Raw genomic sequence first — 23490 nt, 5'->3', positions numbered from 1 at the left:
TTCACCCTTCCGCTTTTAATTCTAATAGTAAATCTCTTAGTTCAGCTGCACGCTCGAAGTCTAACGCTTTTGCTGCTTCTTTCATCTCTGCTTCCATCTTCGCAATTGTCTTTTCGCGCTCTTTTTTCGTCATTTTCTTAGAAGGAGTTGCTTCGTATGTTTCTGTCTCTTCAGCAGCTGTCGTTGCACGGATAACATCACGAACGCCTTTTTGAATCGTTTTCGGTGTAATACCATGCTCTTCATTGTAAGCTTCTTGTATACTACGACGACGCTTCGTTTCTTCAATCGCAATCCCCATAGATTTCGTTATACGATCTGCATACATAATAACGCGGCCGTTTTCATTACGCGCGGCACGACCAATTGTTTGAATTAATGAACGTTCTGAACGCAAAAATCCTTCCTTATCAGCATCTAAAATAGCTACAAGTGATACTTCCGGAATATCTAATCCTTCTCGCAATAAGTTAATGCCGACAAGTACATCAAATTTACCGAGGCGAAGATCACGGATAATTTCAATACGTTCTAACGTTTTAATTTCAGAGTGAAGATAGTTAACTTTAATTCCTACATCTTTTAAGTAATCCGTTAAATCCTCTGACATTTTCTTCGTTAAAGTCGTAATTAATACACGTTCATTTTTTGCAATACGATCTTGAATCTCTCCTAATAAATCGTCAATTTGCCCTTCAATTGGTCGTATATCAATTGGTGGATCTAAAAGCCCTGTTGGACGAATAATTTGTTCTATTACTTCTGGTGACTGCTCTAACTCGTACGGTCCTGGCGTTGCTGAAACGTAAATAACTTGATTTGTTTTCTCTTCAAACTCATCAAACATAAGCGGTCTATTATCTAGAGCCGATGGCAGACGGAATCCATGATCCACAAGCACTTGTTTACGTGCTTGGTCACCGTTATACATCGCTCTTACTTGTGGTACTGATACGTGCGACTCATCCATAACAATTAAGAAATCTTTTGGGAAATAGTCTAATAACGTATACGGCGTTGCCCCCGCTGGACGAAGTGTTAAATGACGGGAGTAGTTTTCAATACCTGAACAAAAGCCCATCTCGCGCATCATTTCTAAATCATAACGTGTACGTTGCTCTATACGCTGCGCTTCTAACAACTTACCGTTATCATTTAACTCCTTTAAACGTTCTTCTAATTCTTTTTCGATATTTTCAATAGCGACCTTCATTTTCTCTTCACGTGTAACGAAGTGAGATGCTGGGAAAATTGCTACATGATCACGTTCTGCTAATACTTCACCTGTTAACGCATTTACTTCACGAATACGATCGATTTCATCACCGAAAAACTCAATTCGAATACAATGCTCATCAAGTGATGCTGGGAAGATTTCAACTACATCTCCGCGTACACGGAATGTACCACGCTTGAAATCAATATCATTACGTCCATACTGTACATCAACAAGTTCACGAAGCAATTGATTACGGTCTTTTTCCATACCAACTCGAAGCGAAACAACTAGCTCGCGGTATTCTTCTGGAGAACCTAAGCCATATATACACGAAACACTCGCAACGATAATTACATCGTCCCGTTCAAATAATGCAGACGTTGCCGAGTGACGCAATTTATCAATTTCATCATTAATCTGCGCATCTTTTTCAATAAACGTATCTGTTTGTGGTACATACGCTTCTGGCTGATAATAATCGTAGTAACTAACAAAATATTCAACTGCATTATTCGGGAAAAAGTCTTTCAACTCACTATATAACTGCCCTGCTAACGTTTTATTATGAGCCATAACAAGTGTTGGCTTTTGCACTTCTTTAATGACATTTGAAATCGTAAATGTCTTACCCGTTCCTGTCGCTCCAAGCAACACTTGCTTTTTCTTTCCACTATTAATTCCCTCTACAAGCTTCTCTATAGCTACCGGCTGATCACCTTGCGGGGAATACGCTGAGACAATTTCAAATTGACGTTCCAAGAAAATCCGACCTCCTCATAAAAATCTGTATTATTATTTTACCACGAATACCTATAAAAAACCTAAAAAAACGAACAGATATTCGGTAAAGTTTTCGACAATATACACATAGAAAAAGGAAGGAGTAAATACCTCCTTCCTCTACTAATTCTATTTTTTAGGTACATATACTAAGTCATATCCATTGCGCCCAGCTTCATTCATACAATCTATTAACCGATAAGTACTTTCTGATTCGCGCTGCTCTTTAACAATACCTTTACAACTATCTTTATGTAACCCTTTATCCTTCCCAGCAAATTTGTCTTTTCTATTATCTGACACATAAAATATATCGTTCCCACTATACTCTAACGTTTGAAAAATCGGGTCCCCTTCAAGGGTATATTGTACAATTCTTATTTTATCAACTTCCCTTTGCTCGACATTCAAAACGAACTTTTCAAATTTATCTAGATTGAGAATTCCTGCTCCCTTTACAATGACATCATTCTTCTTATCAATTGTAGTGCTAGATGGTGAACATGCTACTAAACTAAAGAGAAATAGACTTATAAAACTGGTTCTTTTTCCTATTGTCATCCTCTCCTATAAAAATTATTTGTATACCAGAAAAGCTACTTTCAACTATGAAAGTAGCTTTTCTTTTCCTTTCTCCTTCTTCGGAAAAATCACATATGAAAATGAAATCGCTGTATCAACTAAAAATATAATCGCCCACACTTGACTCACGCGACTTGCAGCTTTATTTAAAACGATTCCCGATTCTAACCAATTACCCCATTGTTCAAATGGAATAAATCCATACGCGAAGAAAAAGAATATGTGCACACCAACGAATAAAACAAGATGTAATACCCAATTTTTTATTTCCTGCTTTGCATAGGCCATACCTGTTAATTCTACCTGTTCTTCAATAATAGGCGCCGGTTCATTACGCCATTTCGCAACTGATTTTTGTACAAATATATCAAGCTTCTTTAAATCCTTTTTCCCGTAGAAAACTGCATATAATAAAATGATTACAGTAATAATCTGAAAGTTAGAGAACTTTCCTGTTTGATAATAGTCCACTACCCCTAAAGTTAAAATAAATACTTCATTTACGAGGAGTACAATCCCCATAATAAAACTCGCCCTTTTCAAACGGAATCCGTAGCGAAGTAAAAAGAAACCGATAGCTGATAACCAAAATACAATTTCTGCCCCAATTAAAAAATACCAACGATATTCTGCGAGTATACTCATTTATCCTTCTCCCTTTCATCATAAATACGAAAAGCCTCATCCATATATACTAAAAGTTCTTCTTCAATTGGATACATGCTCATTTTCTGTGAATCTTCCTTTGATTTTCTAACTTCCCATAACTTATCTAAAAACGCTTCGTCACCATTAGCCATTTCTAAACATTTCTGCAGTAATTTCTTCGTTGCCTCTTGTACTTCATCACTCGCGACTTCTTTACCGTCTTTCATAAAAGTACGTAATTGCTTTAATAAATCTACCCATTCTAAAACATTCGGATCTTCCTCACTCATATTTGGCAAATTCTGAAGCAATTTTTGTTCTTCCTTTGAAAATACTTCATTTTGAAATATTTCACGTATACGAGGAGACTGTTTTGAAAGCTGAATAAGTTCAAACATAACTTTCCAATCAAGTTCTCCCTCTACATCTACCGAATAAACAACTGCTTGTAAAATACGCTCCATTCGATTAAATTTCTTTTGTTCTTCCTGTACAAACCGAAGTTGTTTTTCAAGCGAATTTTTTAAATCCAGCTCACCTTTTACTAACATATTCGCAGCTTCTTTTAATGAAAATCCCATTTCTTTCAAAAATAAAATTTGTTGCAAACGAATAACGTCATTTTCACTATATAACCGATGTCCACCCTCTGTTTTTCCGCTCGGCTTTAATAAATCTATTTGATCATAATAACGTAGTGTACGTACTGTAACCCCTGTTTCTTTCGTCAATTCTTGTATTGAAATCACTACCATCACCTCTTCCCTCTCATTATAAAAGATGACGTTACGTAACTTTCAAGCGTTTTGTAAAAAAAATACAAAAAGCTGTTTATACAAAGTGTATAAACAGCTTTTATGGAAATAACCCCTTTTGTATGGCGCGCCCACAAAATAAAATAAGTGCTCCAACAACAACACTCGTTGCCGTTTTATGATAATGGGCTAATAATAATAAATAATACGATAAACCTACAGTACCAATCATAATACAAATGCTCGGCACTGGATTACGAGAAAAGTTTTGCATTCCCCAAAGAAGCGAAAATATAGCTGTAGCGACACATAACACCGGTAATCCCATCCCAGTTCCCCTTTTTCTATCTATTATTCCTTGTTGCTAACACGCTCGTTGATGCGATACTAATTAATAAATCAAAACCAATCCTTATATATTTAAACGTTTACTCTAATTGAAATCTCTCAAGCTTATCATTTATTTTCTTTCTCCTTACTCCAGCGTAAATATTTCCTCCACCTTCACTCCAAAATACTTGGCGATTTTTAAAGATAACTCTAGACTCGGATTGTAATGATGGTTTTCAATCGCCACTATCGTCTGCCGCGTCACTTGCATCGCCTTTGCCATTTCAACTTGCGTTATATGATTTTGCTTTCTTAACTCTTTTATTTTATTTTTCACACCCATAGGCTCCACCTTCAAAAGTAAAGATATCTTTACTTAAATTATAAATATTTTCCAGTTATAAGTAAAGATATCTTTACAAATTTCAGAAAAATGTTTCATTAAACATCTACTCTAACGAAGTACAAGAGTAATTCAATTTATATCAGCGATTTTTTAAATATATCAGCGCAACTTAAATTATATCGGCGATTTCCCAAATATATCAGCGCAACTCCATTTATATCGGCGATTTTTTAAATATATCGACTTACCGACAAATATCGACATCCGTAGCGCTACTATAATCATAAGAAAAAGCTGTCCCCAAATACCTTCGGGAACAGCTTTCTCCTCTACTACATAAATCCTAGCGCATATACAAGAACGTATCCAAGAACCGATAAGCAAACCGAGCCAATCAGCCCCGCCACGAACGCTTTGCTTCCTAACTTACGGAACGTTTTAAACTCTACATTTAAACCAAGTCCTGCCATCGCCATTGCGATTAGCATATAAGCAATGACAACAATGTATCCCGCAACAACTTCTGGAATAATCCCGAGCGAATGCACTGCACTCATCGCTAAAAATCCGAAAATGAACCACGGAATCGGAAGATCACGCCACGATCTTTTTTCCTTGCTTCCTTCACTCTTTCCAAACCATAATCCAATTAAAATTGCTACTGGTACGAGCATTGCAACGCGCGTTAACTTCACGATAACTGCGATGTCTACAGCTGTACTTCCTCCTGGCGCCGCAGCTGCGATAACATGAGCAATTTCATGCAGCGTGGCCCCTGAGAATACACCGTAACCATATGGAGATAGGCCAAGCACTGGATATAACAACGTATAAATAAGCGTAAATATCGTACCTAAAATAGCAATAATTGCAGCCCCAACTGCCGTTTCATCATCTTTTGCTTTCACTTGCGGCGCAATTGCCACGACCGCTGCCGCCCCGCAAATTGCTGTACCACATGCGGTTAAAATCCCAAGTTTCTTTTCTACCTTAAATACTTTCGTTAGTCCATATACAACGAAAATCGTAAATGTAATAACAACCGCTGCGATGACCAATACTTTCGGCCCTGCCTTCGCAATATCAACAAGATTTAATCGCATTCCAAGTAAGATGATTCCAAAGCGCAGCAACTTCTTACTCGCAAAGTTCGTCCCTGCAATCGCATCTTGAGGGACTCCAATTGCCGCACGCCAAACCATCCCAATTAGAATAGCAATTACTAATTGTCCCATAATATTTAAAAATGGAAGCTCTGCTAAATATTTCGCGGCAATTGCGATTAATAGCGTAATCCCAATCCCTTGCGAAAATCCAAAACGCTTCTTCTTTTGTATAACAAGTGTTTGTTCCATTTTGAACCACTCCAATAATCGTATTGGAACATGCATGTTCTTTCTACTTACATTATAAGAGAGTTTCTATAATAAGTTTAATACCAATACCAAATCTCTATCATTAGAAATACTTATGATAAGATAATAGAAAAAGAAAGGAGCCCATTATATGAACGTAGACATTTTAAAAATTTTTGTTACTGTCGTTGAGCAGAAACACTTCTCTCGTGCAGCAGAATTATTAAACCTTTCACAGCCTGGAGTAAGTATGCATATACGCAACTTAGAAAACGAATTTGGTACTACACTTATTCAACGCTCCCCGAAGCACGTCCAAGTTACGGAAGCTGGAAACATATTATATATACATGCAAAGCAAATGCTCTCTCTTTACGAAGATGCGAAACAAGAAATTAATGAACTACATAACGTTGTAACAGGAACACTGCGCATTGGTGCTAGTTTTACAATTGGCGAATACTTACTTCCAAAAATACTGGCTAACTATGCAAATGAAAATCCACACGTCGAAGTTCATACCTTTATCTCAAATACAGAAGACGTTTTGCAAAGCCTTCGTTCTAATCAAATTGATATCGGCTTAGTAGAAGGGCAAGTCGTATACGCTGACGTTGACGTTGAAACATTTATGCAAGATGAAATGAAGCTCGTCGTCCCGCCAAATCATCCATTGCTCCGCACAAATGAAATAAATGAAAGCTCACTCCAAGATCAAGTATGGGTATTAAGAGAAAGTGGTTCTGGTACACGCGCTTATAGTGACCGCTTTATTCATCAACACCATTTAAAAATGAAACGATTCTTTACATTCAGCAGTATCCAAAGCGTAAAGGAAGCTGTTAGTGCTGGGCTTGGCATCGCTATCCTTTCTGATTGGACTGTACGGAAAGAGCTACTAGCAAAAGAACTATTCCACGTCGAAGTTCCAAATGAACAACTCATCCGTCCATTCTCCATCGTGCGCGGCAAATATTTTATTCCGTCTAAAGCTATTCAAGTGTTTTTAAATCATGTAGATTCCTTTGCGAAAAAACAGCATTGACCTTCACATTAGTGTGAAGGTTTACAATACATGTAAAAGGAGTGAAACACATTGCGAATTGGAGAATTATCAAAAGAAACTGGCGTTAGTGAAAGATCTCTAAGACATTATGAAGAAAAGGGGTTACTCCCTTCGAAACGCCTCGCAAATGGTTACCGTGATTTTGATGAAAGTGCCATCGAAAAAGTGGAGCTTATTCAAATGTACTTACAAATTGGCTTAAATTTAGAAGAGACGGCAAGGATGCTGCGCTGCCTTGAAATTGAACCGCACCTGTACGACAATCCGTGCAGCAGTATCCTTACGCTTTACGAAGATAAACTCAATGAAGTAACAAAGCAAATCTCATTGCTTTCCAACATCCAAACGAATTTGCAAAAACACGTTTCACTCCTAAAACATGCAAAAGAAAAGGGATGATTACATGTTTGTTATACATGGCAGTTCAAGACAAAACGGAAATACAGAAGCTTTAACACATATGATGATAGAGGACATTGAAACAGAACAAATTTATTTGCGTGATCATACCGTCTATCCTATTACAGACCAACGTCATGATGCAGAAGGATTCCAATCCGTAAATGATGACTATGAGCAGTTAACGAAACGCATGCTAGAACACGACACGATTATCTTTGCTACACCATTATATTGGTATGGAATGAGTGGACATATGAAAAATTTTGTTGATCGCTGGTCACAAAGCTTGCGCGATACATCCCTTCATTTCAAAGAAAAAATGAAAGGCAAAAAAATGTATGTTGTCATCGTTGGCGGGGACAACCCAAAGGTAAAAGCATTACCGCTTATTGCTCAATTCCAATATATCTTTGATTTTGTTGGCTCTTCATTTGAAGGTTATGTTATTGGGAATGCGAATGGACTGGATGAAATTAAAAACGATGCTGAGGCGCTGGCAAAAGCACAATTGTATAATGATACATTCAAAAATAGCGAACAGAAATAAGTTTGACAAACCCTTTTGTATGCGCATACAATAAAAGTAATATTATGAAAGGAAGGTACTTTGACCAATGAAGTTCTAATTCTCTTATTTATTTCATCCATCACAAATAGTGAACAAAAATGATGAAAACTAGCAGGGGATTAGTCTGTCCATTTGTCGATACTTTCTTTCGAAACGATCATGTAAAAAATCGTTTATTTATGTACGATTTTTTACATACAAGGGCGACGTTTATCCTCTCTAGTGAAACTAGGGAGGTTTTTTTATGACTATTTTATTCGCAAGTAATATTGAAAAGAGCTTTGGTGATCGCACACTATTTACATTACCATCACTGGAAATTCAAGCACAGGATCGCATAGGAATTGTCGGAGTCAACGGAGCTGGTAAATCTACGTTATTACAAATATTAAGTAAAGAAATAGAAGCTGACAGAGGCATAGTAACTCATCATAGTTCTATCAGCATCATTCCTCAGCTTAGCGAAGAACTACCGGAAACTGCTTCTTCTCTTGCAAAAGGAAAATGGAGTATTTCAAACGTTACCGACGCAATGAGCGGCGGTGAACGAATGCGGCTAAAGATCGCCCATGCTCTCGAACAAAATGCAGGCATTTTATTCGCTGATGAACCAACAAGCCACTTAGATATGGTCGGTACAGAGCAATTAGAAAAGGCACTTTCATCTTATAAAGGAACACTTGTTTTAATATCGCATGATCGTGAATTTCTAGATAATATATGTACCAAAATTATTGAAATTGAAGACGGTACTATTCAAGAGTACAAAGGGAATTATTCAAACTATCGAAAACAAAAAGAACGTGAACGAATACAAAAACAAGCAGAATATGAGCAATATGTACAAGAAAAAAATCGTTTAGAACAGTCCATTCTACAAAGAAAGCAACGTGCTTCTAACATGACAAAAATCCCAACGCGGTTCAGTTCATCTGAATCTAGACTTTATAGGTTAAGTGGGGCTCATGGCCAAGAACAGGTTAGCAAAGCAGCGAAGGCATTAGAGACACGTCTCGAAAAACTAGAAAAGAAGGAAAAGCCAAAGGATCTTTCTCAAGCTCAATTTGACGTGCAATACCATACTCCCATTCATAGTAAGGTGGCAGTACAATTCAATAAAGCAACAAAGAAAATAGGCGACCGCACACTATTTAAAAATATGAATGGAACTATTGCCCCTGGTGCAAAGCTTGCCGTTTTAGGGGCAAATGGAAGCGGCAAAACCACTTTGTTCAACATGCTTCTCACAAACGAGCGTGGCATGCAGCTATCGAAAAGTTGTAAAATTGGATACTTCGAACAAACATTATCTATTTTAAAAACAGATAAAACCATTTTAGAAAATGTTCTAGAAGAAACAAACTATACAGAAGCATTCGTTCGCACAATACTTGCACGACTTCTATTCCGCCGTGAGGATGTTCATAAACCTGTGCACGTTCTAAGCGGGGGTGAACGAATGAAGGTTGCACTCGCAAAAGTATTTTTAGGAAACTATAATATGCTTCTGCTAGATGAACCGACAAACTATTTAGACTTAGCAACGCAAGAAGAATTAGAAACCATGTTACAAGAATATCCTGGCACAATACTTTTCATTAGCCATGACCGTGCCTTTATTCGCTCTGTTGCAGACCATATTCTACAAGTAGATGAGAGTGAACCAAGAATCTTCCACGGTAATTACGAGCAATACACAAAAAGAACCACCGGAGCTTCTGTAAACGTTACTGAGCAAGAATTGTTACGATTACAAACAAAATTAACAGAAGTCATCGGCCGGATTTCCATTCCAAATCATCACGATGACATCACATCTCTCGAACAAGAATACGCAAAATTATTAACTCAAATTCAAAAATGTAAAGAAGCGCTCTAATGTCTTCCCTATATATCGACGGGGCCTTCCACATTTCCCAAGAAATATTGAAACTTCGACATACAAAGTAAAAAGCCGTGCATCAGCACGGCTTTTTACTTTATATGCGGACAGCAGTCCCGCTCACCGCAACCATTAACATACCTTCGCGAACTACTTCGTAATCCACGTCGATACCAACAATTGCATTTGCATTTTTTTGTCTTGCGAAAGTTTTCATCTCTTCCATTGCGATGTCGCGTGCTTCTTTTAATTTACTTTCATAAGCGCCAGCACGACCACCGACAACGTCACGAACAGAAGCGAAAAGGTCACGAACGATATTCGCACCCATAATCGCTTCTCCATTGACGATATCGATATACTCAATAATTTCTTTTCCTTGAATTGTAGACGTTGTTGTTACAATCATACTTTATAGCCTCCCATATGAGATTTTTACCTACTTATGGTGCACTAATTCAGTACAAATTATATTTACGAACTAAACTGAGCTTCGTATAACCTACTGTATCCTCCGCCTTGCTCAATTAATTCATTATGTGAACCTTGTTCTGCAATGCCATCTTTATTTACAACGACGATGCGATCTGCATTTTTAATCGTTGCAAGTCTGTGAGCGATAACTAGCGTTGTGCGACCGACAGCTAATTCAGCAAGCGATTTTTGAATCGCAAGTTCTGTCTCTGTATCTAGTGCAGAAGTTGCTTCATCCAATATTAAAATTGGCGGGTTTTTCAAGAACATACGAGCAATAGCTAGACGCTGCTTTTGTCCACCTGAAAGTTTCACGCCGCGCTCACCGATAACAGTATCTAAACCTTCCGGCTGTGAGTAAATTAAATCTTCTAACTGCGCACGTTTTACTGCCTGCCAAATTTCAGGCTCTGATGCCTTTAAATTTCCGTAAGCGATATTTTCACGAATTGTTCCTGAAAATAAGAACACGTCTTGCTGCACAATTCCAATTTGCTTACGAAGTGAAGATAATGTCATATCTTTCGTATCAATCCCATCAATTTGAATTGATCCAGATGATTGCTCATAAAAACGTGGTAATAGGCTACATAACGTCGTTTTCCCAGCTCCTGATGGTCCAACGAACGCAACCGTTTCACCTGCATGTATTTTCAAACTAATGTCATTTAAAATTGGTTCTTTATTTTCATATCCGAACGTAATGTTGTTATATTGAATATCACCATGTACATGTTTAACTTCCATTGCATCTTTAGAGTCTACAATGTCAGGCTCTGTTTCAAGAAGCTCTACATATCTTTTAAAACCGGCGATTCCTTTCGGATAGCTTTCGATTACCGCGTTAATTTTTTCAATTGGGCGGAAGAAAATATTCGTTAATAGAACGAATCCGATAAATCCACCGTACGTTAATTCTCCTTGCAGAACAAACCATGTACCGCATATTAAGACGAAGAGCGTTACGAGCCGCATGAGCATATAACTAATCGATGAATTTAACGCCATAATTTTATACGCCATTAATTTCGTTGTACGGAAACGAGCGTTGTTGATAGCAAATTGCTCTTTCTCAAACTTTTCATTTCCGAATGCTTGTACAACACGAATTCCCCCAACATTGTTCTCAATGCATGCATTAAAATCAGCAACGTCTGAGAATAAACGTCTAAATGTACCTGTCATTTTTTTATTAAAGTAAAGTGCTAACCATAATAGGAATGGAATGACGAAGAACGTTAATAACGCTAACTTCCAGTTGATCATCATCATAAATGAGAATGCCCCAACTAAAGTCATTACGGCGATAAATAGATCTTCTGGTCCATGGTGAGCAATTTCCCCAATTTCCATTAAATCGTTTGTAAGGCGTGAAATTAAATGACCAGTTTTATTATTATCAAAAAATCTGAATGATAGCTTTTGAATATGATCAAATAATTTCTGCCTCATATCTGTTTCAATGTTAACACCAAGCATATGTCCCCAATATGTAACGACATATTGTAAGCCTGCATTTAACATATAAATTGCGAGTAAACCGAAACAAGCCCATAAAATAAGCGTCCAGTTTTGCCCTGGCAATAACTTATCAATAAATTGATTTACGATAAGCGGGAAGCCGAGTTCTAATAATCCTGCGACAACCGCACAAGAAAAGTCGAGTATAAATAAACCTTTATACGGTTTATAGTACGAGAAAAATTTACGCAGCATATCTTACCTCCATTTTCCAAAATTAAAAAGACTCCCTAAATGATAACCATTATCAAATAATTATTCAAGTTATCCGTCTATGAAACTGAAAATAAGCTTTGCGATAGTTGTCGTTTTTTGCTGGAAAGTCGATATATTCGAATAATCGCCGATATATTTCGAGTTGCGCTGATATATTTGCAAAATCGCCGATATATTTCAAGTTACGCTGATATATTCGGATAATCGCCGATATAAATTTCATTTACTAACTACTCTCCCCTCCCCCAAAAACAAAAAAGGTACCACCACAAGGTGATACCATTCCTTCTATTAAATCGCTTCCGAATCCCACTCATGCTCCTGTTCAACGAATACAATACCTAATTCGTGATGTCCACCAGCATATAATGCAGTTTGTGCAAGACGAAGCTCACCATTTGTATCTAATACTTCTAATTTACAAAATGCTCCTGTAGTCTTGGTTTGAAGCGCATCATAAAATTCCTCGGCGCTTTTTGGAATGACTCCATTTACTTTCGTAATAATTTCTCCAGGCAGTAATTTTAGCTCTGCTCCAATTGTATTTGGAATTGTATCTAGTACAACGAGCCCATCATTGCGTGCAGCAAAATATGCTGGTCTTGTTTCATCGGCAATTTTCTCTTGCATCGAGATTGTGAAACGCCCAAGCATTGCGACTCCCATTGCGATAATTGCAAGTACGTGCCACCAATAACTTGCGATTCCTAAAACGAGCACAAGTCCTGCTAATCCATAAACACGTCTTCCTGTAAATAATAAAGCTTCCGTCGGCTCATAACTTTTAATCTTTCTCATAAATCCAATTAAAAATGGAACGAGGAATAGAGAATATGTATTTGACCCTATTGAAACGACAGGCCACCATGAAATAAACTGAGTTACCGCATCACCCGGTACAAGAATAAAAATAGGAACGATCCATAAACGCTTTGATTCGTGTAAACCAATCTTTAATCCACGCTTCCCCTTCCTAATCCTCGGCGTCGAATATCCTACTGCGTTTTTAGAAATCAATAAGCCTTCTACAATAAGCATAACGCCTAGTAAAATAACAAGGGATACAATGGTACTCTCTTCACCTTCTCGAAGCTGTAAAAAGGAAACTGGTAGCTTAGAAGATAATAGAACACATACAATCGCAATGCTAAATGTATAAGCCGCCGATAAATATCGATACATAGCCGTTAATCCAAATAATAACGTCCAAATTAAAATGGCCCATAAGCTCGCTTTAGAAACAACAAGTCCAAGCCCAATCGTAACAATAGATACTACTAATCCGTATCCAATCCCTGCAAATAGAGAGGTTCGCAGTTCAAACCAAATATCATAAACTTTAAAAGAAAAATCTTTTCGTTCTCTTAACATACGTAAGTATCCAACGAAGATACTACTTATTACAAATATATAGACAGCAGGGTGTAAGAAAAAACGTCCAACTGCCCGCATTATTTCAAAAATCCACGCCTCCATGAACTCATTCACCACCATTTATATCATTCTTTCTTTTTATATTATCATAACTAAACAAACGTTTGTTTAACACAAAAAAATACAGGCAGCAAACTGCCTGTATTTCTTCTTATTTTGCCATTAATTTTAATGCTGACTGTAATTGTAGATCATTTTCTCCAGAACGAATTTTTTCGATAATTTTAGTTTGAATCGCTTCAGCTGTCTTTTTATCAAGCTGTCCTGTCGCTTCCATCTCATTTGCATTTTGGAATGCTTTCAGAGCCGATTCTGTCTCTTTACTAAAGTATCCATCTTCACGACCTGGTACATACCCTAAGCTCTTAAGCATTTCTTGAGCATGTTTTACTTGTACATCATTTGAATTGTATGAAAGTGTTTTTTCAATTTGAATTGGTGTCGCATGATAATAATTTGGTTGCTTCACTTCTACTGTTGGCGCGATTCCTTTTTTATGAATCCAGTTCCCATCCGGTGTTAACCATTTAAACATCGTTAATTTAATGTTGCTGCCGTCTTTAAATGGAACAGCTTGCTGGACAGTACCTTTACCAAATGTCTTTTCACCAATTAAATCGTATCCTTCTCCTTCTTTTAGCGCACCCGCTAAAATCTCTGAAGCAGAAGCACTTCCATTATCAATTAATACTGAAATTGGATATGGTTTTCTCTCTTTCAGTTCCGTAGAGAATTTCTTCTTCTCACCATTTCGCTGCTCTACTTGTAGCATCGGCTTTTTATTCGTCATAATTTCCCCTAGTATATCTTCTACACTATTTAAATAGCCACCAGGATTACCACGTACATCAATAACTAAGCCTTTTATATTTTTCTTCTCTAACTCTTTTAACTGATCCTTAAATTCTTTCGCTGTATTTTCAGCAAAAGAAGTGATTTGCATATAACCGATATCTTTTCCACTCTCTTGCTTCACAGAACTAAATACTGTAAAGATTGGAATCTTTTCACGCTTAATTTTAAATACGATCGGATCAGTTACTCCCGCACGTTTAATTTCAATTGCGACAGTCGTTCCCTTTTTACCACGAATTTTTAATACTGCTTCTTCACGTGATAAGTCTTTCACACTGTTTCCATCTACAGATAAAATTTGGTCATTCGGTTTAATTCCTATCTTTTCTGCTGGTGAACCTTTAATTGGCGATACGATAATAAGCTTACCGTCCGTCTTGTTCACCTCAGCCCCAATCCCCTCTAATTCGGGATCAAGCGATTCACTAAACTGTTTGGCTGTTTCTTTATCCATATACGTGGAATAAGGGTCCTTCAGCGTAGACAACATACCTTGTATTGCACCTTCAACTAACTTTTCATCTTTCACGTCTTCCACATAACGTGAATCAATTAGTGCATACGCCTCATTAATTTTTGCCAAATTCCCTTGCGCAGTGCTAGCATTCCCACTCGAAATTGTTTGCGTTACTTCTGATGGGTTAACCCCAAATACAGACATGCCTGCAAACATTCCGCCAGCACCAATTAAAAATGCAACAACCATTCCAATAATTGCAACTCTACGTTTCAATGCGGAATTCCCCTTTCCAAAACACACAGGTGGTGTAGCAAAAGGCATCACACAGTGTGTGATGCCTTTACCTATTTCTACTATATGATAAGCTTGTACGAATTATGTTTGCAACTTTTTATACTTTTAAGAAGCGACGAATTGACATTACACTTCCCCACATACCGATTAAAGCACCGATTAACACTAGTAAACCAGCTAATTGGAATACGAACGGACTGTATGGTAGAAGCTCGAAAATTGTTCCGCCAAGTTTTTCATTAAACACACCTTGCAACGAATTATACGTAATTAGAATTAGGCCAATTGGAATAATTGATCCTAATACTCCTAAGAATAATCCCTCTAGCAAGAATGGCCAACGAATAAACCAGTTTGTTGCACCAACAAGTTTCATAATTTCAATTTCTGTACTACGAGCATAAATTGTAATTTTAATTGTATTAGAGATTAAGAACATCGCTGTGAATAAAAGACCAGCAATTAACGCAATCCCAATGTTACGACCAGTTTTTACAGTATCAAATAATCGTTCAACTTGTCCTTTTCCGTACTGAACATTACTAACAAACTGCATTTTTTCAACCTTCTTCGCGATTGTCGCTGTATCGGTTGGTTCTTTTGCTTTTACAACGAATACGTTTTTAAGTGGGTTATCTTGTTCAAATAACTCAAACGTTTTTCCACTATCACCTAAGCTTTTAATTAAACGTTTTAACTCTTCTTCTTTAGAAGAATATTTAATAGAATCTACTTTTGCAATCTTACTCATATCTTCTTCTAATTTCTTTTGATCCGCTTCTTTTGCAGCTGGATCAATGTGTACACGAATCTCTACATCTTGCTCTACTTTCGTCGCAAAATGGTTCATATTCATAATCGCTGTTAAAAAGACACCTACAAGTAATAATGTAACTGTTACTGCACTAACAGAAGCAAATGTCATCCATCCGTTACGTGATAGATTCTTTACACCTTCTCGCAAATGTCGACTAAGGGTCTTAGCCTTCATATCCGTATCCTCCCTCAATCTCATCTCGAACAATTTTTCCGCCTTCAATCGCGATTACACGATGACGGATTGTATTTACGATATCTGCATTATGCGTCGCCATAACGATCGTTGTGCCGCGCTCATTAATGCGAGTAAAAATATTCATAATATCAAGAGCTGTTTCAATATCTAAGTTACCTGTTGGCTCATCGGCAATTACAACCTTTGGTCTATTTACAATTGCTCTTGCAATAGCCACACGTTGTTGCTCCCCACCTGAAAGCTCACTTGGAAGTGCGTCTGCACGATCTTCAAGGCCTACAAGACCTAGAACTTCTGTTACACGCTCACGAATTGCATCCGGTTCTTCTTCAATTACTTCTAAAGCAAACGAAACATTCTCATATACCGTTAATTTAGGTAGCAATTTAAAATCTTGGAAAATTACGCCTAATTGACGACGAAAATACGGAACGTCTCTTTCTGCCAATGTTTCGATAGTAAGTCCATTTACATTAATAGATCCTGTAGATGGTTTCTCTTCACGATACATCATTTTAATAAATGTAGATTTCCCGGCTCCACTCGGTCCAACTACGTATACGAATTCACCTTGTTTAATGTTAACTGTAAGACCAGCAATGGCTTTCATACCATTCGGGTACTCCTTATAAACATTCGTCATTTTTATCATTATTTATCACCCAATACTTAATGATTTTTTTCGAAATACTTTTCTGTACATCTGAAAATAAAAGACATCCTTCATTTTCATTTAGTCATCCTTGTTGAAGGTAGTTTACTTATGCTTTCTCATAAGCAATACCACTCTATGTAATATATTTCAGCAAAATTCTACAAACCCCATTGTAACATCAAACGGTTTCCAATTTGGATACATTTTTGTTACAGTTATGTTACATACCAGAAAAAAGGAAAACGAGTTGACTATATTATCAACTCGTCCATTTCACCTTTTTTATTTATGTTCAGCTAACCATTCAGACACTTTTTTCGCATCTTCACCTTGAATAAGTCCTGGTGACATTGAACCGCGGCCTTTTTTAATAATCTCTTCGATATCTGCAGCGTCGTACTTACCGCCTACTTTTCTTAAATCAGGTCCAGTTGCCCCTGATAAATCTGTTGCGTGACATCCCGCACAACTTCTTTGGAAAATTTGTTCTGCGCTGTCTGTGCTTGCAGACTGTTTCGAAGACTTACTCTCTTCTTTATTTCCACATGCTCCTAAAGCAAAAACAACCGATGTCCCTAGCGCAATAGCCAACAATTTCTTTTTCACTTCTATCGCTCCCCATTGTTGATATTCTTTTTATTCCTAACACACTCATTTTCATTATAAGCATTATCTTTATATAGAAAAACTAAGGTGTATTTCATATTCCTCAAAAATACAGTGAGAACCTTGATAAAATAAAGCTTTCATAAGTTGTTTCAATTCTGTGAACAACTAAAAAAACTTCTATAAAGTGTCCTTTTTAAAAGGAAAATTAGAAAAGTTCTATATAAATCTTTACCCTATTACCGCTCTATTTTACTATTCTCTACTTTTTACAAAACAATATACAGCATTGTAATCTACATATAATCCCATCAAAAAGAGAAGTTGTCGTTTCCAACTTCTCTTCCTCTTTACTTCATCTATAAAAATAAAATCAAATTCTTTATATCCTCTATTGTCCTCAGCATGCGCCAACAATTTCGTTGGCTTTTTTTCGCTTATTAGATGCGAGAACGTAAGTAAGCATCAATAAATGGATCAATCTCTCCATCCATAACAGCTTGTACGTTACCAACCTCCGTATTTGTACGATGGTCTTTTACAAGAGAATACGGGTGGAATACGTAAGAACGGATTTGGCTACCCCATCCGATTTCTTTTTGCTCTCCGCGAATTTCATCTAATTCTGCTTGTTGCTCTTCTAGTTTCTTTTGATATAATTTCGCTTTTAACATTTTCATCGCATGCTCACGGTTTTTAATTTGAGAACGCTCCGACTGACATGTTACAACCGTATTTGTCGGTGTATGTGTAATACGAACTGCTGAATCTGTCGTATTTACGTGCTGCCCACCAGCTCCACTTGCTCGGTACGTATCAATTTTTAAGTCTTCTGTACGTACTTCGATTTCAACTTCATCATTGAACTCTGGTACAACTTCACAAGATACGAACGATGTATGACGGCGCCCTGAAGAATCGAATGGTGAAATACGTACAAGACGATGTACACCTTTCTCTGCTTTTAAGTAACCGTAAGCGTTATGACCTTTAATTAATAAAGTTACACTCTTAATACCAGCTTCATCACCTGGTAAATAATCAACCGTTTCTACTTTGAATCCGCGTTTTTCAGCCCAGCGTGTGTACATACGTAATAACATAGAACCCCAGTCTTGTGACTCAGTTCCACCTGCACCTGGATGTAATTCTAAAATCGCATTATTTTTATCATAAGGATCACTTAATAGTAACTGAAGCTCATACTCATTCATTTCTTGAATTAAGCCTTTTACTTCTGATTCTAATTCCTCATGTAAATCTTCATCATACTCTTCTTTTAAAAGCTCATGCGTGATTTCTAAATTTTCGAACGTCTCATCTAACTGACGGAACTTTCCAACCATATCTTTTAACGCATTCGCTTCATTAATTACAGCTTGTGCGCCTTGTTGGTCATCCCAAAATCCTGCGCCCATCATTTTTTCTTCTAATTCTGCAATTTGTTTCTCCTTAGTAGGGAGGTCAAAGAGACCCCCTAAAAGCCGCTAATCGCTTAGCCATTTTCTCTAATTCCTGTCTAATTTCTACTAATTCCATTTCCTTCACCTCTATGTAATTGCTATTACTTTCGTATGAAAACAAGGGAAACTCTCTCCACTTATTACGGAGAGAGTTTAATCCTTCTTAATTATACATTTTTGATATAAAAGTTTGCAAAACAGCCAAAGCTACCATCCTATATTACTGAACGATACCACAGCAGTTTTTATATTTTTTACCGCTACCACATTTACATAAATCGTTGCGGCCCACTTGGTCACCTTTTACAACTGGCTTTTTCTTTGCTTCTTCGCCATCGCTAGAAGGATGAACAGCTTCACCTTGAACAACTTCTTGACGTTCTAAGTTTTGTTCAATTTCAGCTTTCATAATGTAACGAGAAATTTCCTCTTCAATAGAGGCAACCATTGACTCGAACATCGCGAACCCTTCCATTTGGTACTCACGAAGTGGATCGATTTGACCGTAAGCACGTAAATGAATACCTTCACGAAGGTGATCCATCGCATCAATATGCTCTGTCCATTTCGTATCTACAACGCGGAATACAACAACCTTCTCAAACTCACGCATTTGCTCTTCTGGCATAAGCTTTTCCTTTTCATTGTATCGCTCTATTAATTTCGCGATAATCGGTTCGCTCATTTCCTCAGGAGCAAGGCGACGTAATTCTTCTTCTTTTACATCTCCGTCTTGAAGAAGGTTTGTATTTAAGTAGTCAACAAGACCTTTAATGTTCCAATCTTCTTCAATTTCCTCTTGTGTATGAAGGGCAACAGCACGTTCTACTGTAGATTTCATCATACCTTCAATAATGCCGCGTAAGTTGTCAGACTCCATTACCTCTTGACGCTGTTTGTAAATAACTTCACGTTGTTGACGAAGTACATCATCATATTGCAGTAACTGCTTACGTGCATCATAGTTATTTCCTTCAACACGTTTTTGTGCAGATTCTACCGCACGAGAAACCATTTTACTTTCAATCGGCTGAGAATCATCCATACCAAGGCGGTCCATCATTGCTTTCATATTATCTGAACCAAATCGGCGCATTAATTCATCTTCCATCGATAAGTAGAACTGCGTAACACCAGGGTCCCCTTGACGACCAGCACGACCACGTAACTGATTATCAATACGACGACTTTCGTGACGCTCTGTACCGATAACTGCTAAACCAACGTTTTTCACATCGTCTCCAAGCTTAATATCTGTACCACGACCTGCCATGTTCGTCGCGATTGTTACAGCACCTTTCATACCAGCCTCTGCAATGATATCTGCTTCACGAGCATGGTTTTTCGCATTTAAGATGTTATGACGTACACCTTTACGCGTTAACATTTTTGAAATAAGCTCTGAAGTTTCAATTGCAACTGTACCTACAAGAACAGGTTGTCCTTTTTTATGACGATTTACAATATCTTCAACAACAGCATTGAACTTACCTTCCATTGATTTAAAGATTAAATCGGCACGATCATCACGAATAATCGGTTTGTTGGTCGGAATTACAATAACGTTCATATTGTAAATGTTACGGAATTCCTCTTCCTCTGTTTTCGCTGTACCAGTCATACCAGATAATTTTTCATACATACGGAAGTAGTTCTGGAATGTAATTGTTGCAAGCGTCATGCTTTCATTTTGAATTTCTACACCTTCTTTTGCTTCAATCGCTTGGTGTAATCCTTCGCTATAACGACGACCTTTCATAAGACGACCAGTGAATTGGTCTACAATTACGATTTCGCCTTCTTGTACAACATAATCTGTATCACGGTGCATAACAACGTGTGCACGAAGTCCCTGATTAATATGGTGAAGAAGTGCTACATGTTTTAAATCGAATAAGTTTTCAATATGGAAAGCTTTCTCTGCTTTCGTAATACCATCTTCTGTTAGCATTACATTTTTCGTTTTCACATCAAATGAATAATCTTTTTCATTTTCTAACGTACGAACAAATGCATTTGCAAACATGTATAGCTCTGTTGATTTTTGAGCTTGTCCTGAAATAATAAGCGGCGTACGTGCTTCATCGACTAAAATAGAATCGACTTCATCGATAATAGCAAAGTGAAGTGGACGTTGAACGCACTGCTCTTTATATAAAACCATGTTATCACGTAAGTAATCGAATCCAAGCTCATTATTTGTGCTATACGTAATATCAGCAGCATAAGCCTCTTGTTTCTCTTCGCGTGACATACTATTTAAGTTAATTCCTACCGTTAAGCCAAGGAACTCATGAAGTTGTCCCATTTCGCTCGCATCACGTTGTGCTAAATATTCATTGACTGTAACAACATGAACACCTTTTCCTGTTAAAGCATTTAAATATACAGGTAATGTAGATGTTAACGTTTTACCTTCACCCGTTTTCATCTCAGAAATATTCCCTTCATGTAAGGCAATACCACCCATTAACTGTACGCCATATGGACGCATTCCAAGAACACGAGTTGCCGCTTCGCGAACAACTGCAAAAGCTTCAGGTAGTAGATCATCTACTGTTTCACCTTTTGTTAGACGTTCTTTAAATTCAAGCGTCTTTCCTTTTAATTGTTCATCAGTTAGTGGCTTAATAGATGACTCTAATGCATCAATTTGCTCAACTGTCTTTTGCATACGTTTAATTTGGCGTTGATTTACATCAAACACCTTTTTTAAAATACCGATCATAGGAAATACGCTCCTCTTTTTATTAAAATAAAACTTCCGATTGTTTTCTTTTTCTCTATTACAATCAGTCGTTATAAAAATCAAATGTATGTTATGCCAATTTTTCTCCTAATTAAAAAAACTAAAATGTATATACCTAATGATAATTGTAACACTTGTCTCATAACTATGACAACAATCGGCAAGATGTCGGGCCTTATATTCAGAAAAAGTTTTTATTTCATTTGTTACGTTCCTTTTCTCTGGCTCGCTATTTCAATTTCACGTTACAAATTTCGTATTAAATCTAAGTCATATTCTTTCAAGTTTCCTTTTAAAGAATATGACTACCAGAAATTCCTTAATAAAATCTAAATCGACAATTACAAAAAGCCGGAAACTTTGCAGGTGCAGCATCCATAGATACTTACACCTACAAAAAAACTCCGACTTTAAAAGATATTGTTATGTTGCAAGATCTACAAACACCATTAAAATATAGCTGTATCAATCATAAATTTTATTAATTTATCGGTATTTCTAATTCATGATATTTCCCTTTCTTATCCTTTATACAAGAAATGAATTTCACTTTAGTTGATTCATTTGAAAAGTTTTTATAATTTTTATAAGGGTCATCTCCTATAAAATAATTTGTCCCTATATACCCTCGTACTGTTTTACCAGCAGGTATTACAGGATCAAACTGATATTTTTTAGGTAATTCCATTGAATAAGGGATTAAATTATAAAACTCACCTATTTTAGAATAAAACATTGTATCGGAAATAGACTTATTACTAAGCAAGTTAATATCTCGATTTGTTGTATTTGTAATATCTAAAGGTAAAACATACGTCACTACTTCACGGTCTTCATAGGGATCATAAACTTTTGTAGGATCAAGAGGATTGAGTGCATGAAACGTAACTCCTTGCCCATCTTCAAAAGTTCTATTAGATAAAAACTCATCTTTTACCACTTTATAAGATTCATTATTAAGATTTAATGTTTTAAATCTTAATAAACTAGCAAATATACATAGCAACAGACACAATCCAATACTTATTAAGATATGTTTTCTCGTCACTCTTAATCTACCAACTTTCCATTATTAACATGTACAATACGATCTACCATTTCATTATCTAGAACATGCACATCATGACTGGCTACAACAATAGTCGTTCCCTTGGCTTTTTCTACTTTCAAAATATCTAAAACATCTTTTATCCCATCACTATCTAAAGCATTAGTTGGCTCGTCTAATAACAGTAATTTGGGTTGTTCCATTAAAGCTTGCGCTATCCCTAAACGTTGTTTCATACCTAAAGAGTATCTTTTATACTTTCTCTTATCTGTTTTATCAAGTCCAACCCTTTGAATAATATTATAAATCTCCTCATCGGAGATTTTATTGTTAATCGATGATAAAAATTTCAAATTCTGAAAACCAGTATACCCTGGAATAAAACTTGGATATTCAATCAATATTCCCATAGAATCAGGAAATTGCTTTTGTTTTCCAATTATTTCATTATCTATATAAACAACTCCAGAATTCAAGCGCATTAACCCTGATATAGCGCGTAAAATCATCGTTTTACCAGAGCCATTATGCCCCTTCAAAACTAAAAATTCGCCTTTTTTTACTGACAAACTAATATTATCTAACACAATATTTCCTTTTAATCTTTTCGTCATACATTCACATTTAATATAATTGTCCATAAATTATTCACCTATCACATCTAGTTTTTTAAAACAAAAACTACCTAATAAAATCATTACAACAACAATTACTACTCCTATTAAAAGTAAATCATTATATTGAATAGATTGATTATTACCTAAAGT

General features: G+C 36.7%; 22 protein-coding genes and 1 pseudogene. 5 read left to right on the top strand and 18 right to left on the bottom strand.

Annotation, left to right across the window (positions count from 1 at the left end; translation table 11 throughout):
• Position 1: 1 nt before the first annotated feature.
• The 7 genes from uvrB to ABWK52_RS03435 form a co-directional block, all read right to left on the bottom strand.
• A complete protein-coding gene (gene uvrB, locus ABWK52_RS03465) occupies positions 2–1978 on the bottom strand; it encodes an excinuclease ABC subunit B (protein ID WP_000441055.1) in 1977 nt (658 codons plus the stop codon).
• Positions 1979–2128: 150 nt separating this feature from the next.
• A complete protein-coding gene (locus ABWK52_RS03460; RefSeq protein ID WP_000152001.1) occupies positions 2129–2560 on the bottom strand; it encodes a DUF4362 domain-containing protein in 432 nt (143 codons plus the stop codon).
• A gap of 45 nt (positions 2561–2605) precedes the next feature.
• Complete coding sequence (locus tag ABWK52_RS03455) at positions 2606–3226, bottom strand: hypothetical protein (RefSeq protein ID WP_000025225.1); 621 nt, start codon at positions 3224–3226, stop codon at positions 2606–2608.
• Positions 3223–3984, bottom strand: a complete 762-nt coding sequence (locus ABWK52_RS03450) for a MerR family transcriptional regulator (RefSeq protein WP_000260336.1) — start codon at positions 3982–3984, stop codon at positions 3223–3225. The genes ABWK52_RS03455 and ABWK52_RS03450 overlap by 4 nt, the downstream gene beginning before the upstream one ends.
• A gap of 100 nt (positions 3985–4084) precedes the next feature.
• Positions 4085–4312 carry a hypothetical protein gene (locus tag ABWK52_RS03445; protein WP_000524139.1) on the bottom strand — a complete coding sequence of 76 codons (228 nt, stop codon included), beginning with the start codon at positions 4310–4312 and terminating at the stop codon, positions 4085–4087.
• Positions 4313–4459: 147 nt separating this feature from the next.
• Positions 4460–4657 carry a helix-turn-helix transcriptional regulator gene (locus tag ABWK52_RS03440; protein WP_000538364.1) on the bottom strand — a complete coding sequence of 66 codons (198 nt, stop codon included), beginning with the start codon at positions 4655–4657 and terminating at the stop codon, positions 4460–4462.
• A gap of 335 nt (positions 4658–4992) precedes the next feature.
• Positions 4993–6015 carry a YeiH family protein gene (locus ABWK52_RS03435; protein WP_000438439.1) on the bottom strand — a complete coding sequence of 341 codons (1023 nt, stop codon included), beginning with the start codon at positions 6013–6015 and terminating at the stop codon, positions 4993–4995.
• Between the two features lie 151 nt (positions 6016–6166).
• On the opposite strand from ABWK52_RS03435, the gene ABWK52_RS03430 reads away from it, so the two are divergent.
• From ABWK52_RS03430 to abc-f, 4 genes are all read left to right on the top strand, one after another.
• On the top strand, positions 6167–7060 hold the full coding sequence (locus tag ABWK52_RS03430) for a LysR family transcriptional regulator (RefSeq protein ID WP_001099982.1): 894 nt from the start codon (positions 6167–6169) through the stop codon (positions 7058–7060).
• A gap of 51 nt (positions 7061–7111) precedes the next feature.
• Entirely contained in the window at positions 7112–7480 is a 369-nt protein-coding gene (locus tag ABWK52_RS03425) for a MerR family transcriptional regulator (RefSeq protein WP_001219199.1), read from the top strand.
• Positions 7481–7484: 4 nt separating this feature from the next.
• Positions 7485–8030, top strand: a complete 546-nt coding sequence (locus ABWK52_RS03420; RefSeq protein WP_000497612.1) for a flavodoxin family protein — start codon at positions 7485–7487, stop codon at positions 8028–8030.
• 265 nt (positions 8031–8295) lie between these two features.
• Positions 8296–9930 (top strand): ribosomal protection-like ABC-F family protein, encoded by a 1635-nt coding sequence (abc-f, locus tag ABWK52_RS03415; protein WP_098541821.1) that lies wholly within the window; start codon positions 8296–8298, stop codon positions 9928–9930.
• A gap of 100 nt (positions 9931–10030) precedes the next feature.
• On the opposite strand, the gene ABWK52_RS03410 is transcribed toward abc-f, so the two are convergent.
• The 9 genes from ABWK52_RS03410 to secA form a co-directional block, all read right to left on the bottom strand.
• The gene (locus ABWK52_RS03410) at positions 10031–10342 is read right to left on the bottom strand and encodes a heavy metal-binding domain-containing protein (protein ID WP_000637523.1); all 312 of its coding nucleotides are present in this window, start codon (positions 10340–10342) and stop codon (positions 10031–10033) included.
• 65 nt (positions 10343–10407) lie between these two features.
• Positions 10408–12123, bottom strand: a complete 1716-nt coding sequence (locus tag ABWK52_RS03405) for an ABC transporter ATP-binding protein (protein WP_098541818.1) — start codon at positions 12121–12123, stop codon at positions 10408–10410.
• Between the two features lie 312 nt (positions 12124–12435).
• Positions 12436–13620: a PDZ domain-containing protein gene (locus ABWK52_RS03400; protein WP_141537383.1), complete on the bottom strand. Its 1185-nt coding sequence runs from the start codon at positions 13618–13620 to the stop codon at positions 12436–12438.
• Between the two features lie 109 nt (positions 13621–13729).
• Entirely contained in the window at positions 13730–15166 is a 1437-nt protein-coding gene (locus ABWK52_RS03395; protein WP_000830313.1) for a S41 family peptidase, read from the bottom strand.
• A 118-nt stretch (positions 15167–15284) separates the two neighbouring features.
• Positions 15285–16178 carry a permease-like cell division protein FtsX gene (ftsX, locus tag ABWK52_RS03390; protein ID WP_000645027.1) on the bottom strand — a complete coding sequence of 298 codons (894 nt, stop codon included), beginning with the start codon at positions 16176–16178 and terminating at the stop codon, positions 15285–15287.
• Positions 16168–16854, bottom strand: coding sequence for a cell division ATP-binding protein FtsE (gene ftsE, locus ABWK52_RS03385; RefSeq protein ID WP_000594321.1), 687 nt, complete (start codon positions 16852–16854; stop codon positions 16168–16170). Before ftsE ends, ftsX begins: the two co-directional genes overlap by 11 nt.
• Before the next feature lie 285 nt (positions 16855–17139).
• Complete coding sequence (gene cccB / locus ABWK52_RS03380) at positions 17140–17463, bottom strand: cytochrome c551 (RefSeq protein WP_000727971.1); 324 nt, start codon at positions 17461–17463, stop codon at positions 17140–17142.
• A 440-nt stretch (positions 17464–17903) separates the two neighbouring features.
• Positions 17904–19002, bottom strand: a protein-coding gene (prfB, locus tag ABWK52_RS03375) for a peptide chain release factor 2 (RefSeq protein WP_096001716.1) whose coding sequence is annotated in 2 segments (ribosomal slippage) — positions 17904–18929 and positions 18931–19002 — 1098 coding nt in all. Because the reading frame shifts where the segments join, the coding sequence is not laid out codon by codon here.
• Between the two features lie 144 nt (positions 19003–19146).
• Entirely contained in the window at positions 19147–21654 is a 2508-nt protein-coding gene (secA, locus tag ABWK52_RS03370; RefSeq protein WP_000579387.1) for a preprotein translocase subunit SecA, read from the bottom strand.
• A gap of 356 nt (positions 21655–22010) precedes the next feature.
• Here secA and ABWK52_RS29705 point away from each other — a divergent pair.
• Positions 22011–22160, top strand: a pseudogene (locus ABWK52_RS29705) (tyrosine-type recombinase/integrase); the annotation flags it as partial.
• On the opposite strand, the gene ABWK52_RS03365 reads toward ABWK52_RS29705, so the two are convergent.
• Both ABWK52_RS03365 and ABWK52_RS03360 read right to left on the bottom strand, forming a co-directional pair.
• Entirely contained in the window at positions 22157–22684 is a 528-nt protein-coding gene (locus tag ABWK52_RS03365; RefSeq protein ID WP_033668381.1) for a hypothetical protein, read from the bottom strand. The pseudogene ABWK52_RS29705 and the gene ABWK52_RS03365 sit on opposite strands and share 4 nt — an antisense overlap.
• Before the next feature lie 41 nt (positions 22685–22725).
• Complete coding sequence (locus ABWK52_RS03360) at positions 22726–23364, bottom strand: ATP-binding cassette domain-containing protein (protein WP_000371027.1); 639 nt, start codon at positions 23362–23364, stop codon at positions 22726–22728.
• Between the last annotated feature and the right edge of the window lie 126 nt (positions 23365–23490).

The sequence above is a fragment of the Bacillus sp. AP50 genome (assembly GCF_040492675.1).
Lineage (GTDB): Bacteria > Bacillota > Bacilli > Bacillales > Bacillaceae_G > Bacillus_A > Bacillus_A cereus.
Note: the sequence above shows the minus strand (reverse complement) of the source record. Positions and strands in the feature narration are given on the sequence as shown.